General features: G+C 54.1%; 13 protein-coding genes. 10 read left to right on the top strand and 3 right to left on the bottom strand.

The window, feature by feature from the left end; all coding sequences use genetic code 11:
* Positions 1-6: 6 nt before the first annotated feature.
* Both nuoB and V3O24_RS07825 read left to right on the top strand, forming a co-directional pair.
* Positions 7-540, top strand: coding sequence for an NADH-quinone oxidoreductase subunit NuoB (nuoB, locus tag V3O24_RS07830; RefSeq protein ID WP_331306824.1), 534 nt, complete (start codon positions 7-9; stop codon positions 538-540).
* 176 nt (positions 541-716) lie between these two features.
* Positions 717-1,427, top strand: coding sequence for a DUF2490 domain-containing protein (locus tag V3O24_RS07825; protein WP_331306823.1), 711 nt, complete (start codon positions 717-719; stop codon positions 1,425-1,427).
* 115 nt (positions 1,428-1,542) lie between these two features.
* On the opposite strand, the gene V3O24_RS07820 is transcribed toward V3O24_RS07825, so the two are convergent.
* On the bottom strand, positions 1,543-2,124 hold the full coding sequence (locus tag V3O24_RS07820; protein WP_331306822.1) for a hypothetical protein: 582 nt from the start codon (positions 2,122-2,124) through the stop codon (positions 1,543-1,545).
* 232 nt (positions 2,125-2,356) lie between these two features.
* Between V3O24_RS07820 and V3O24_RS07815 the strand changes: the two genes are divergently transcribed.
* Positions 2,357-2,701 (top strand): DMT family protein, encoded by a 345-nt coding sequence (locus V3O24_RS07815; RefSeq protein WP_331306821.1) that lies wholly within the window; start codon positions 2,357-2,359, stop codon positions 2,699-2,701.
* 48 nt (positions 2,702-2,749) lie between these two features.
* On the opposite strand, the gene V3O24_RS07810 is transcribed toward V3O24_RS07815, so the two are convergent.
* Positions 2,750-3,139, bottom strand: a complete 390-nt coding sequence (locus V3O24_RS07810; protein ID WP_331306820.1) for a hypothetical protein — start codon at positions 3,137-3,139, stop codon at positions 2,750-2,752.
* Between the two features lie 112 nt (positions 3,140-3,251).
* Between V3O24_RS07810 and V3O24_RS07805 the strand changes: the two genes are divergently transcribed.
* From V3O24_RS07805 to V3O24_RS07780, 6 genes are all read left to right on the top strand, one after another.
* Entirely contained in the window at positions 3,252-3,866 is a 615-nt protein-coding gene (locus V3O24_RS07805; protein ID WP_331306819.1) for a TetR/AcrR family transcriptional regulator, read from the top strand.
* Positions 3,859-4,491, top strand: coding sequence for a pyridoxamine 5'-phosphate oxidase family protein (locus tag V3O24_RS07800; protein ID WP_331306818.1), 633 nt, complete (start codon positions 3,859-3,861; stop codon positions 4,489-4,491). Before V3O24_RS07805 ends, V3O24_RS07800 begins: the two co-directional genes overlap by 8 nt.
* Positions 4,492-4,677: 186 nt before the next feature.
* Complete coding sequence (locus tag V3O24_RS07795; protein ID WP_331306817.1) at positions 4,678-5,337, top strand: CerR family C-terminal domain-containing protein; 660 nt, start codon at positions 4,678-4,680, stop codon at positions 5,335-5,337.
* Positions 5,334-6,872 carry an efflux transporter outer membrane subunit gene (locus V3O24_RS07790; RefSeq protein ID WP_331306816.1) on the top strand — a complete coding sequence of 513 codons (1,539 nt, stop codon included), beginning with the start codon at positions 5,334-5,336 and terminating at the stop codon, positions 6,870-6,872. Before V3O24_RS07795 ends, V3O24_RS07790 begins: the two co-directional genes overlap by 4 nt.
* Entirely contained in the window at positions 6,869-7,981 is a 1,113-nt protein-coding gene (locus V3O24_RS07785) for an efflux RND transporter periplasmic adaptor subunit (protein ID WP_104423305.1), read from the top strand. Before V3O24_RS07790 ends, V3O24_RS07785 begins: the two co-directional genes overlap by 4 nt.
* Complete coding sequence (locus V3O24_RS07780) at positions 7,978-11,076, top strand: efflux RND transporter permease subunit (RefSeq protein WP_331306815.1); 3,099 nt, start codon at positions 7,978-7,980, stop codon at positions 11,074-11,076. Before V3O24_RS07785 ends, V3O24_RS07780 begins: the two co-directional genes overlap by 4 nt.
* Before the next feature lie 349 nt (positions 11,077-11,425).
* Here the strand turns inward: V3O24_RS07780 and V3O24_RS07775 are convergent, their stop codons facing one another.
* Positions 11,426-11,869, bottom strand: a complete 444-nt coding sequence (locus tag V3O24_RS07775; RefSeq protein WP_104423303.1) for a helix-turn-helix domain-containing protein — start codon at positions 11,867-11,869, stop codon at positions 11,426-11,428.
* A gap of 101 nt (positions 11,870-11,970) precedes the next feature.
* On the opposite strand from V3O24_RS07775, the gene V3O24_RS07770 reads away from it, so the two are divergent.
* Positions 11,971-12,783: an oxidoreductase gene (locus tag V3O24_RS07770; RefSeq protein ID WP_331306814.1), complete on the top strand. Its 813-nt coding sequence runs from the start codon at positions 11,971-11,973 to the stop codon at positions 12,781-12,783.
* Positions 12,784-12,991 lie beyond the last annotated feature (208 nt).

Raw genomic sequence — 12,991 nt, 5'->3', positions numbered from 1 at the left:
CGGAAAATGCTGAGACTTTTTAAAAAAATCCTGACCACGGGTATTGTCACCGAACGGATTTGCATGCGTTCCCATGCAGAGCATGGGAACGAGGACGAGCTGGAGGCTTTGGGCATTCAGATCAAACGACACATAGACAAGCGGTTTTCCGGCAGCATTGCGATAAGGCAGGTCGATGCGGGCTCCTGTAACGGCTGCGAACTGGAGATTCACGCGCTGAATAATCCCTTTTACGATATTGAGCGTTTCGGCGTTCATTTTGTCGCCTCGCCAAGACACGCCGACGTGCTGTTGGTCACCGGGCCGGTATCAAGACACATGCAAACCGCCCTGCTGCGCACTTATGAAGCGACGCCCAACCCGAAATGGGTGGTTGCTGCCGGTGATTGCGCGGCCTGCGGCGGCGAATTCGGCGTGTCTTACGCCAGTTGCGGCGCGGTATCCCATGTCATTCCGGTCGATGCGGTGATTCCCGGCTGCCCGCCTACGCCAGTGGCGTTGATGAAGGGATTGCTGGGATTGATGACCGTTGAAAAATGAAAAAAAACGCATTGCGCTGGTTCCCAAGCTCTGGCTTGGTAACCCAGTTAGCGAAGCTCCAGCTTCGCGATGAGCGCACCGCGTGGGAAACATGAGCGGACGTTGTTTTTGGCGAGATTCCAAGGCGACAGTATTGGGACTTTAGGCTCCCATCAAAACCATAGTAGGAAAGCGATATGATCAAGAAAAAAATGCAGCTAGGGGGAATCGCCGCCGTGATGGTGGGTTCTGTCAGCATGCCCGCTATGGCCGGTGACTTGCTTGAGGATGCCGGCAGCTGGATGCAAATCGTGGGCGAGGGCAGCCTGAAAGTTGTGGATCCCAAACTGGAAAAAGGGCGACTCTGGCTGGAAGGCCAATCCCGATTCGACGACAACTGGAATCATTGGAATCAAGGTATGGTTCGCGCCGCGGTGGGTTATTCGCTCAGTGATCGGGCGACTGTCTGGGCCGGCTACACATGGCTGCCTACACAAAATAGCGGGAAGAGTTATGTTTCCCAACAAGATGTCTGGCCGGCGTTTCGCTATGTCCTGCCCACCAGTGTCGGAACTTTTACTTTTAGGACTCTATTCGAAAGCAACTACCTAAATGGCAATGACGTTCGTTTCCGCCCACGCCAGATGCTGCGATTCATGCATCCTTTAGCGTTCGAGCCGCGTTTGAGCCTGATTACCTGGGACGAGTTTTTCATCAGGGTCAATTCAACCCAATTCGGCGGCCAGTCCGGTTTCGATCAGAACCGCGCGTTTGCAGGACTGGGTTGGACCTTTAATGAAAGTTTCCGGGCTGAAGCCGGTTATCTGAACCAGTATCTGGATGATGCGACACACACCAATAACACCATGCATCACTTGATTATGGGATCGTTGTTTATCAACTTTTAATAGCGACGCTACAAATCATGTTTTTTTAAGCGGCAAAGCCGGCTTTGCAACTCCCAAAAAACAAGCTGGAGTGCAAAGCCGGCTTTGTAAATTTGCCCAGATAATTTGTCAGTCGTTATTTTTTATTTTCATAATCATGGATCAGTTGTTCCATGGCTTTTTTATCGTTTAAGCACCGTCCTATTCTGGTAACCACCATCGCATCATAATGACGGCACAAGACGGATTCCGTAGGCCGAGGGGGAACAATCGATTCGATCATCGTGCATAAATGGGTCATATAATGCCGTTTCAGTATTGAATCTTCAGGAAGGCTAACGGCTTCAGGCTTTGCAGGCAGCTCACTAATGCCAGTGGGCTTATTGGCGGGTTGTGGTTCGAGGGAAGCAGAAGCAAGCGCTGTATCGGTGATTTGATCATTTATAGCGGTAGGGAAAGCATTCGCTTCAACATCACTTGCGGGTTGTTGCTCCGTCACCGCATCGGTTATTTGCCCATTGACAGCTGTAGGTATAGCGCTCACTAAGGGGTTGCTTTCCAATTTAACTTCCGGGTGTTGATTTTCCTGCTTTGGAGCTTTAGGTTTGTCGGCGAGCGTTTCTTTTGATGAACAGGCTGAGCATTTTTTTCGTTTTTTTAAGAAAATCAGTACGGCTATCAATAAAACAATAACGACTGCAATTTCAACTGTGTTCATAGCTGCTCTCCCGTTTTTAATAAGTAATTGGATGCTTAAAGCATCCTGTTATTTAACATTATTTCCAAGCAAAAAACTATCACGAATTGGCGGCGACAGGGCGTCTACTAACATATCATGCAAGGGGTGAAACCAATCCGCCGCGGATAAAAACAGGTGATTCAACCCCGTCAAGAACGGTAAACTATTACGCGAAATCATCATCACATTAATCTGAACAGGAACATGAATTTTGAACGTAACGCTGTCAACCATACTGCTGCTGTGCGGCAGCAATGTCTTCATGACGTTTGCATGGTACGCCCATTTGAAAGATCTGAACAACAAGCCGTGGTTTATTGCCGCGCTGCTGAGCTGGGGGATCGCATTTTTTGAATATGCCTTGCAGGTACCCGCCAACCGAATCGGTTATTCGGTCATGAATGTCGGGCAGCTTAAAGTGCTCCAGGAAATGATCGCTTTGTCGGTATTTGTTCCGTTCTCGGTTTTGTATCTGAAAGAACCGTTAAAGCTCGATTATTTGTGGGCGGGCTTTTGCCTGATCGGTGCGGCCTATTTCATTTTCAGGACAAAATAATACTGCGGGAGCGCCGGAATTCCGATCCCGTGCTCCCTGCCGACACTGTTATAAAGCGTAATCCAGCAAGCTGACGCCAATCCAGCCAAAGCCTATCGTAGTGACGATAAAGCTGACAGCCGAGTAAACCCTCCAGGCCGTTTTCTCCCAAAAGCTCGGATCAAATGCAGCAACAACAAAGACACAGGGATTGCTTATGCCGCCGATCACCACCAGCCAACAGGCGGTAACGGATAACGGCACCTTGACCGCGTAAAACCCCAGGCAGAACAACGCCATTAAGGCAAAATCGATATGCGCCCTGATCAGGGTTTTATAGTCCGTAAGGAATTCGCCATCAATGCCTTTAACGGGAAACCATCTTGCAAACGTCATCAGCCAAGCCGAAGCCAAAACGGCAAAAATCATCAGTACGGCGCCAATTAATAATATTTCCATCGTGTTGTCTCATTTATTGTAGTTATAAAAATATATAGACCGGTCAGTATATTGACATGACAGTATACCGACCGGTATAGTCTCAATCAACCTGTTTTCTGCTGTTCTCATTATGTCCTTAACTCTGCCGGAAAAAATCCTGCAAGCTGCATCGGAGCTGTTTTATAGCCAGGGCATTCGTGCGACCGGCGTCGATGCGATTGTCAAAGCGGCAAACACGACCAAGATGAGTCTCTATAAATATTTCCCGTCCAAGGACGATTTGGTGCTTGCCTTTCTGCGCAAGCGGGATGAGGACTTTCGAGTCTGGTTTGCCGACCAGGTTGACGCTAAGGCGGATACGCCCAAGACTAAGTTACTGGCGATTTTTGACGTCATCGGCGAATGGATGGCGATTCCCGAATTTCGCGGTTGCGCCTTTATCAATGCCGCGGCTGAATTTCCGCTGGAGGGCAACCCCGTGCATCAGGTGTCCGCCGAGTTTTACGAACATTTCCGAAGCTATATTGCCGATCTGGCCGGGCAGTACGGTTCCAAATCCCCGGAAACACTGGCGCTGCAATTAAGCCTGCTGATAGAAGGCGCCATCGTCTCGGAGCAGATGAAGCGCCATTCGGGCGCCGCCGGACAAGCCAAGCAAGCCGCCATTATTCTTATTGAAGGAAGTTCAAGCCACATTCCCGATATATCTTTGCCAACCAATGACTCCAGGAGGAGCGATGAGTGAATTTTTCCATGAAGGCAGCCGACAACTGCAAGACCGTTTTGAAACCCGGCCTATGGCCGACCGTCTGGTCGAGGCGATTGTCAGCGACAAGATCAGCCCGGAAGACAAGGCGTTTATCGAAGAACAGAACATGTTTTTCTTGGCCACCGTTGACGGGGAAGGGCGGCCCAATTGTTCCTACAAAGGCGGCAGCGTCGGCTTGGTCAAGGTTATCGACGAACAGACCCTGGCTTTTCCGCTTTACGACGGCAGCGGCATGTACCTGTCGGCCGGTAATGTATTAGTTAACCCGCATGTCGGCCTGTTATTCGTCGACTTTCAGCGGCAAGCCCGGCTTCGATTGAACGGCAGCGTTTTCATACTGGAGGACGATCCTTTAATGAACCACTGGCCCGAAGCGCAAATGGTGTTGCGGGTAACGGTGCGGGAAATGTTCCCAAACTGTCCGCGCTATATCCACAAAATGGCCCTGGTCGAAGAGTCGGCATTCGTGCCCAAAGAACATTGCGAAACACCCGCACCGGCCTGGAAGCGCCTGGAAGCTGTAGCGGATGTATTGCCGCCCCGGGATGCGCATCTGGCCGGTAACGATCAGGATGCCGCCGCCGCGTTAAACCGAAACTAAAACGGTCACGGTTTATGGATTGACCGGGTGAGAGGCGTGTCCAATGACCTGCACGTTTTTTTTGACCCGCTAAATTTATTCCAATACGCGCTTCGCATGCTGCGCAGAGTTGACAATCAAACGATTGATTGATATTGTAACAATCAATCGTTTGATTTATTTTTTGCAAGCAACTCCCGAGGCAGCATGGGCACTAACGAAAATCCCGACACAGAAACTCACGACGCACGCAGCAGACTTGTAATGTCGGCGCTACGGCTGTTTGCCGAAAAAGGCTATAAGGCCGCCTCCACACGGGAAATCTGTGAGGCGGCGGAAATCAATATTTCATCCATCCGCTACTACTTCGGCGATAAGGCGGGCCTTTATCGAGCGGCATTTACCGAACCGATGGGAGAAACGCCCTGCCATTCTGAGCTCCAGGCTTATGTCGGCTTGTCGCTGGACGAAGCGCTAGGCAAATTTTTCACCGAATTTCTTGAGCCTCTGAAAAAAGGCGAGGAGATTTGGCTGGTCATGAAGTTGCACTTCCGGGAAATGATCGAGCCGACCGGAGCCTGGCAGCAGGTAATCGATACAGAGATTAAACCGCAACATGAAGTGTTGGTTTCGCTGCTCAAAAAGCATTTAGGATTGCAGCGGATTGATACCGATGTTCAGCGGTTGGCTTTCGCCATCGTCGGTATGGCCGTGCATTTTTATGTTGGGCAAGATGTTGTTTCGGCTATTGCGCCGCAGCTGTTGACCACCGCCAACGCAATTGATGTCCTGGCCGAACGTCTGGCCGGTTACGCCGTTTCGATGATCGAAGGGGAGGCCCGGCGTCGCGCACAGGGTGCTATATGAGACATAAAAACCTGCAATCACTCAGCCTGAGCCTGCTGCCGTTGCTACTTCCGGCATGCGGCTCCAGCGGTTTGCTGACCACGGTCGGCCCCGATTACCAAACCGAACCGTTGAAAGCGGCGGCCAACTGGCAAGCTCCCCAGCCCGTTGCACACCAGGGCGATCCGGCCGATCTTAACCGGTGGTGGGAACGCTTTAACGATCCGGTTCTGAACCGCTTTTTAGCAGCCGCCGAACAAGAAAGCGCCTCCGTAGCCGATGCCGCCGCACGCATTGAAAAAGCCAGGGCAAACCTCGTCGGCGCCGATGCCGCCTTATTGCCTAATATAGATTCCAGCATAAGCGCCAAGCGTTCCTCTTCGTCCTTTGGGAGCGATCCGTTCGTATGGAACCAATTCCCGGCCGGACTGCAATCCAGCTGGGAAATCGACTTGTTCGGCGGCTTGGCGCGTCAGGAGCAGGCGGCCCTCAGCCAGCTGGAATCGAAGAATGCAGCTTGGCACGACGCCCGCGTGTCGGTAGCGGCAGAAGTCGCCAATGCTTATCTGGCTTATCGTTATTGCGAAGGCCAAGTGCAAATAGTGCAGGCCGACACCGAGTCGCGCCGGGAATCGGCCAGGCTCTCGGAAATCGCAGGTAAAGCCGGATTCCGTGCGCCGGGCGACATCGCACTCGCCAATGCCAGCGCCGCCGAAGGCAATAGAACGCTGCTGCAACAACAAGCGCAATGCGAACGCTCGATCAAAGGTATTGTCGCAATGACCGGCTTACAAGAAACAGAGGTTCGTAAGTTATTAACCGGAGCACCGGACCGGGTCGCAAAACTGCCCAGTCCGCCGGCGTTCAGAATTGATTCCCTGCCTGCCCAAGTGCTGCTGCAACGGCCCGACATCGCCGCCGCCGAGCGCAATGTCGCGGAGGCCAGCGCCAATATCGGCGTCGAGCTGGCCAAGCGGTTTCCTAAGTTGAGCCTGTCGGGAAACATCACGCCGACCTTGCAAAGCATTAACGGCTCGGCGCTTTTGCTCGCGGAAACCTGGGCGATCGGCCCGACGCTCAGCTTGCCGCTGTTCGATGCCGGCAAGCGGGCTGCCGATGTGGAAGCGGCGCGAGCCCAATACCAGGCTGCCGCAAGCAACTTTCGCAGCAAGGTGCGCACGGCGGTCAAAGAAGTGGAAGAAGCCTTGGTGCGATTAGATAGCGCCAGCCAACGCTTACCCCAAGGCCGCAACGCCGTCACCGGTTACCGGGCAAATTTTTTGGCTGTCCGTGAGCTGTACCAAGTCGGCTTAGGTAATTTGATTGATGTCGAAACATCAAGGCGTAACGTGCTGTCCGCCGAAATGGCGCTTAAAGAGATAGAGCAGGAGCGGGTCAGCGCCTGGATCGCGCTCTACCGCGCAGCCGGCGGCAGCTGGGAACAGCATGAGGATGCCCGGAAAGTTGGCCCAAGCCCCGCTGCTCCGAACAGCGGCGACCCCGAAAAAACAGATCACGTAAATCATCAAGCCGATTTCACCGGAGGAAAATCATGATAAAAGGAAAAATAAACGCTGTGCTGGCAGTCTTAAGCGTACTGACCGGCGTTGGCTTCATCGCCGGGTGCAGTAACCAGTCTGCGGCCGACGATACAGCTTCCGCGCCCAAGCCCGCACTTAGCGTTACAGTAATTCAGCCGTCCATCCGCGATATTCCGATGACGTTGACCGCCAACGGTTCGATAGCGGCATGGCAGGAGGCCATTATTGGCGCTGAAGTAAGCGACTTGCACTTGACTGAAGTGAATGTGCAGGTGGGCGACGCCGTAAAGAAAGGGCAGGTACTGGCGGTTTTTTCTGACGAAACCGTTCTAGCCGATGTCGCTCAAAGCCGGGCCGCGCTGGCCGAAGCCGAGGCGAATCTGGCCGATGCCCGCGTTAACGCCGAACGGGCTCAACAAATCTCGGCTTCCGGGGCGCTCAGCAGCCAGCAGGTGAACCAATATCTGACCGGCGAAAAAACGGCTAACGCCAAGGTGCAGTCGGCCAAGGCGCAGCTGGATTCGCAATTGTTGCGGCTGAAATACACCAAAGTTTTAGCCAGCGACGACGGCGTTATTTCTTCCCGCAGCGCCACCTTGGGGGCGATCGCTGCAAAGGGGCAGGAATTGTTTCGGATGATCCGGCAAAACCGGTTGGAATGGCGTGGCGAAGTCACTGCCGCTGAAATGGCGCAGCTCAAACCGGGCATGACGGTCAGCGTCGAGGTACCCAACGTTGGTAATATCAATGGCAAGATCCGCTCACTGGCGCCGACCCTGGATGTCCAGAGCCGCAACGGTCTGGCTTACGTTGATCTGCCCGACGCCGCCCGGCACGGCTTGCGCGCGGGAATGTTCGCCAGGGGTGAATTCGATATAGGCGTCAAGGCCGGTCTCACCGTGCCTCAGACTGCACTTTCCCTGCGGGAAGGTTTCAGCTATGTCTTCAAACTGGGTGAGCAGAACGGCGAACTGGTCAAGGTCTCCCAGGTCAAAGTTCAATTGGGCCGAAGAACCGATGACAGTTTGGAAATACTTTCGGGACTCAATCCCGAGGATCGTCTGGTAGCCGGCGGTTCTTCTTTCCTTGCCGATGGCGATAATGTGCAAGTGGTGCAGCCATGAACGTCTCCGCCTGGTGTATCCGTAACCCCATTCCGGCGATGATGCTGTTTGTGATGCTGAGTTTCGGCGGATTATTAAGTTTTCGGGCGATGAAGGTTCAGAACATGCCGGATCTGGATCTGCCCACGGTAACGGTCTCAGCATCATTACCCGGCGCCTCGCCCGCTCAACTGGAAACCGAGGTGGCGCGTAAAATCGAAAACGCTATCGCTACCTTGCAAGGCCTAAAGCACATCACGACCAAAATACAGGACGGCAGCGTCACCATTACTGTCGAGTTTCGACTGGAAAAGCCGGTACAGGAAGCGGTAGACGATGTACGCTCCGCCGTTACCAAAGTACGCACCGACTTGCCGGGCGATCTTCGCGATCCTGTCGTCAACAAACTGGATCTGGCGAGCTCGCCGATCTTGGCCATTACGGTCGCTTCCACGCAGCGCGATGATGAAGCGCTGTCCTGGTTTGTCGAGGATACCGTCGCCAAAAAACTGCTCAGTGTGCGTGGCGTGGGCCAGGTTAGCCGGGTTGGCGGCGTCAGCAGGGAAGTGACCATTGCTCTGGACCCGGTCAAGCTGCAATCGCTGGGTGCGACGGCTGCCGATATTTCCCGGCAGTTGCGCGCGATACAAAGAGAAAGCGCCGGCGGACGCACCAATCTGGGCAGCGGCGAGCAGCCGGTGCGTGCCTTGGCCAACGTTGCTTCAGTAGAAGAACTCCGTCCGCTGCAACTTTCTTTAGCGGACGGCCGCCACATTCGGCTCGACCAGGTCGCTACGATTGACGATACCGTAGCTGAACCTCGCGCTCTGGCTTTGCTCAACGGCAAGCCGGTGGTGGGATTTGAAGTCACTCGCAGCCGCGGCGCCAGCGACGTGGAGGTTGGCGCCGGCGTGCAAAAAGCGTTAGCGGAATTGCGCATGTCCAACCCGGATATAGAATTTACCGAAGCGTTCAATTTTGTCACCCCGGTGCAGGAAGAATTCCAGAATTCCATGACCATGCTTTACGAAGGCGCCTTGCTCGCCGTGTTGGTCGTATGGCTGTTTTTAAAGGATTGGCGGGCGACCTTCATCTCCGCTGTCGCCCTGCCGCTATCAATAATCCCGGCCTTTTTAGGCATGGACTATTTGGGCTTTTCCCTGAACGGGGTCACCTTGTTGGCGTTATCGTTGGTGGTCGGCATTCTGGTCGATGATGCGATCGTCGAAGTGGAAAACATCGTGCGCCATTTGCACATGGGCAAAACACCTTATCAGGCCGCGATGGAGGCCGCGGACGAAATCGGTCTGGCGGTGGTCGCTACCACGTTCGCCCTGGTTGCAGTATTCCTACCCACGGCTTTCATGAGCGGGATTGCCGGGCGCTTCTTCAAGCAATTCGGCTGGACGGCGGCGCTGGCCGTTTTGGCTTCGCTGGTGGTGGCGCGGATGTTGACGCCGATGATGGCCGCTTATATGTTGAAAGACAGCGGCCACTCCGAGCCAGCCGAAGGGCGGATCATGCAAAACTATATGAAACTGGCGGCCTGGTGTTTGACCCATCGCCTGACCACGATAGCGGCGGCTGCGATATTTTTTATCGGCTCATTGTTTCTGATTCCATTGCTGCCCACGGGATTCATACCGCCGGATGACAATCCGCAGACCCAGGTTTTCGTCGAATTATCTCCCGGCGCCAGTCTTGCCCAAACCCAGGCTTCGGCGGAAGCCGCCCGCCAACTGGTGGCAAACGTACCTTATGTGAACTCGGTTTACACCACCATCGGCAGCGGTTCAGCCGGCGGCGACCCTTTTGCAGGCTCTCAAAGCGGTGAAGTGCGTAAAGCCACGTTGACAATTACGCTGGCTAACCGGCAAGATCGGCCCGTGCTTAAGCAAGTCATCGAGCAAAACATCCGGCAGGCGCTGCAAAACCTGCCCGGTGTGCGCACCAAAGTGGGGCTGGGCAGCTCGGGCGAGAAATACGTCCTGGTGCTCAGCGGCGACGATCCGCAGGCGTTAAGCGCCGCCGCCCGTAACGTGGAGCGTGATCTTCGGACCATCCCGGGCCTCGGCAGCATCGCATCCAGTGCGTCGCTGGTAAGGCCGGAAATTGCGGTACGAACCGATTTTGCCCGTGCAGCCGATCTGGGCGTCACCACCGCGGCTATCGCAGAAACCCTGCGTATCGCCACGTTAGGGGATTACGACTGGTCTTTGCCCAAGCTTAATCTCGCCCAACGTCAGGTGCCGGTGGTAGTGAAACTGTCCGCGGATGGGCGAACCGATCTGTCGGTGTTGGAACGGCTTGCAGTTCCATCCGGCAAAGCCGGCTCCGGGGCAGTGATGGTAAGCCAGGTGGCCAATCTGGAGCTTTCCAGCGGGCCCGCAGTCATCGATCGTTATGATCGCTCGCGTAATATTAATTTTGAAGTTGAGCTATCCGGTTTGCCGTTAGGGGATGTGACTTCAGCAGTACAAAACTTGCCGAGCATCCGCAATCTGCCGGCCGGAGTAAAGCGGATCAATATCGGTGACGCCGAAATGATGTCTGAGCTTTTCGCCAGTTTCGGCCTTGCCATGCTCACCGGCGTGTTGTGCATATTCATCGTACTGGTACTGCTGTTCAAAGAGTTTTTGCAGCCGATCACCATCTTGGCGGCGTTGCCGCTTTCTTTCGGCGGCGGTTTTGTCGCGCTGCTATTGACCGGAAAAGCATTTTCCATGCCATCCCTGATAGGCCTGATTATGCTGATGGGCATTGCCACCAAAAACTCCATATTGCTGGTCGAGTATGCCATTGTTGCACGGCGGGATCATGGCATGTCGCGAATGGACGCGCTGCTGGACTCCTGCCGGAAACGCGCCCGTCCTATCGTGATGACCACCATTGCGATGGGAGCCGGCATGTTGCCGATTGCGATCGGCGCGGGAAATGCGGATACATCTTTCCGCAGCCCTATGGCGGTCGCCGTAATCGGCGGCCTGGTGACCTCAACTTTTCTGAGCTTGTTGGTGATCCCGGTGGCTTATACCTATTTGGATGATTTCAATACTTGGATCAAGATGTTTTGGCGGCGCTATGTCGGCGCCAAGCCATCCGATGCAGGATTTTGAGGTTTTGAGCTACTGATTTAGAGCGCATTGATATAATGTTCAGTCATGTAACAAGGGGTATCCAACGAATGAAGCAGGACGGCTGGGGCCGCCGCAGGCATGAGCGGTCGCGTAGTTTTTGCCGCTTGTTGTGCAGGGATGCCCATAAAAGCTTTCGCAAAAATAGCGACTCCCCGGTTGTCCCGCTATCCCTCTGTTACTCTGGGTATCACTGGTTTGCAGTCGAAATATCTATTTTAAATTCATCAACAATATATTCAATAACACATTGAATAAAAAGTAGATTATCTCGGTTGCAAAACTCATGCTTAGTTCTTCATTAATAAGGGTAGAGCAAGCAGTCATGCCATCAGCCGCCATCCGGCAGGACAAAGCGTAGCGGGCGAGTCCCGATCTTTGCCCCTGTGACCTCGTCGATGGCCACCGGTTTAATTTCCTCTCCCGTTTCAGCATCCTGGATACGCACCAACCGGCCACCGCCGCGATACTGGTGCCCCCAGGCGCCAATCATGACGAGCACCGGCAGAAAGTCGCGGCCGGCGGCAGTCAACACATACTCCTCTCGCGGAGGGCGCTCCGAGTAGAGCCGTTTTTCCAGCATTCCTTCCTCCGTCAACATAGCCAGCCGCCGGGTCAGGATCGTCGGCGCGATGCCGAGACTTTTCCGAAACTGGTCGAAGCGAGTGAGGCCCAAATGTGCGTCCCGCAGAATCAATAAGCTCCACGCATCGCCCAGGAAAGCCAGGCTGCGCGCGATTGGGCAAGGGTCATCGCAAATATTTTTATCGTTCATACTCTTTTAGTAGTGACTTAGTGTCAAATTGATAGTAACATTGGTTTCGAAATGATAGTAACACTTAGTCGACAGACTATCCACCCCCAAGGAGATTTGACATGAGCAATAAAGAAATTGGTGTAGCCCTGATTACAGGCGCCTCTTCAGGCATTGGACTGGCAACGGCCAAGGCACTTCAGCAAGCGGGTTACCGCGTATTCGGAACCAGTCGCAGGGCGGTAGCAAGTGCCGACGGCATCACGATGCTGAGCTGCGACGTAACCGACGAAGTGTCGGTAAAGAGCGCGGTAGCCGAAGTCTTGAAACAGACAGGGCGTATCGACCTGCTGGTCAACAATGCCGGTATCGGCCTTCTCGGCGGGGCGGAAGAGTCATCCGCCGCGCAGGCCCAGGCCTTGTTTGACGTGAACGTCTTCGGTATCACCCGCGTAACTAACGCCGTGTTGCCGACCATGCGTAGTCAAGGGAAAGGCAGAATCGTCAATATGAGCTCGGTATTGGGTTTGATACCGTCTCCCTACAATGCGCTGTATGCGGCGACGAAGCATGCTGTCGAAGGTTATTCCGAATCGCTCGACCACGAACTGCGCACCTTCGGAATCCGGGTTGTGCTGGTTGAGCCTGGACTTACCCGGACCTCGTTCGAAGAAAGCATAACAAGGCCTGATCAGCCGCTTGCCGTCTATGATTCGGTGCGTGCCGACATGGCAGCGCTAATGCGGGAAGGGATAAATACAGGCGATGCCCCGGAAGTGGTGGCAAGTACGGTATTGAAAGCTGCGACTGCCTCAGCCCCCGGAAGGCGTTATACCGCTGGAAAATTAGCGCATCAGGTCAGCTTCATGCGTCGATTTCTTCCCGAACGCATGGTTGATAAGAACCTGCGCAAGTTCAACAATTTGCCGGTATGAGTGGCTAAACAAAAGAGAACGACGTGATCCATTCACAAGGCAATTACCTAGAACACAGGGCTATTGCGGGCGGAGGATAACATCCAGTCCTTGGGTAGGCGAGCGGCGTTTGCCGATCCGAACAATTGCAGCGTAATTCCGGCGCGGCCGATGATGCCAAGTTAGCCGCCATGTTCCAGATTGAAAGCAGTGTCGAATGACTGATTCG

The sequence above is a fragment of the Methylobacter sp. Wu8 genome, assembly GCF_036440755.1.
In the GTDB taxonomy this organism is placed as follows: Bacteria; Pseudomonadota; Gammaproteobacteria; order Methylococcales; family Methylomonadaceae; genus Methylobacter_A; species Methylobacter_A tundripaludum_A.
Note: the sequence above shows the minus strand (reverse complement) of the source record. Positions and strands in the feature narration are given on the sequence as shown.

Coding starts and splice junctions, on each gene's coding strand:
- V3O24_RS07780 (WP_331306815.1), top strand. CDS start 7,978: ATGAACGTCTCCGCCTGGTGTATCCGTAACCCCATTCCGGCGATGATG.
- V3O24_RS07775 (WP_104423303.1), bottom strand. CDS start 11,869: ATGAACGATAAAAATATTTGCGATGACCCTTGCCCAATCGCGCGCAGC.
- V3O24_RS07800 (WP_331306818.1), top strand. CDS start 3,859: ATGAGTGAATTTTTCCATGAAGGCAGCCGACAACTGCAAGACCGTTTT.
- V3O24_RS07820 (WP_331306822.1), bottom strand. CDS start 2,124: ATGAACACAGTTGAAATTGCAGTCGTTATTGTTTTATTGATAGCCGTA.
- V3O24_RS07810 (WP_331306820.1), bottom strand. CDS start 3,139: ATGGAAATATTATTAATTGGCGCCGTACTGATGATTTTTGCCGTTTTG.
- V3O24_RS07785 (WP_104423305.1), top strand. CDS start 6,869: ATGATAAAAGGAAAAATAAACGCTGTGCTGGCAGTCTTAAGCGTACTG.
- V3O24_RS07770 (WP_331306814.1), top strand. CDS start 11,971: ATGAGCAATAAAGAAATTGGTGTAGCCCTGATTACAGGCGCCTCTTCA.
- V3O24_RS07805 (WP_331306819.1), top strand. CDS start 3,252: ATGTCCTTAACTCTGCCGGAAAAAATCCTGCAAGCTGCATCGGAGCTG.
- V3O24_RS07795 (WP_331306817.1), top strand. CDS start 4,678: ATGGGCACTAACGAAAATCCCGACACAGAAACTCACGACGCACGCAGC.
- V3O24_RS07790 (WP_331306816.1), top strand. CDS start 5,334: ATGAGACATAAAAACCTGCAATCACTCAGCCTGAGCCTGCTGCCGTTG.
- V3O24_RS07825 (WP_331306823.1), top strand. CDS start 717: ATGATCAAGAAAAAAATGCAGCTAGGGGGAATCGCCGCCGTGATGGTG.
- nuoB (WP_331306824.1), top strand. CDS start 7: ATGCTGAGACTTTTTAAAAAAATCCTGACCACGGGTATTGTCACCGAA.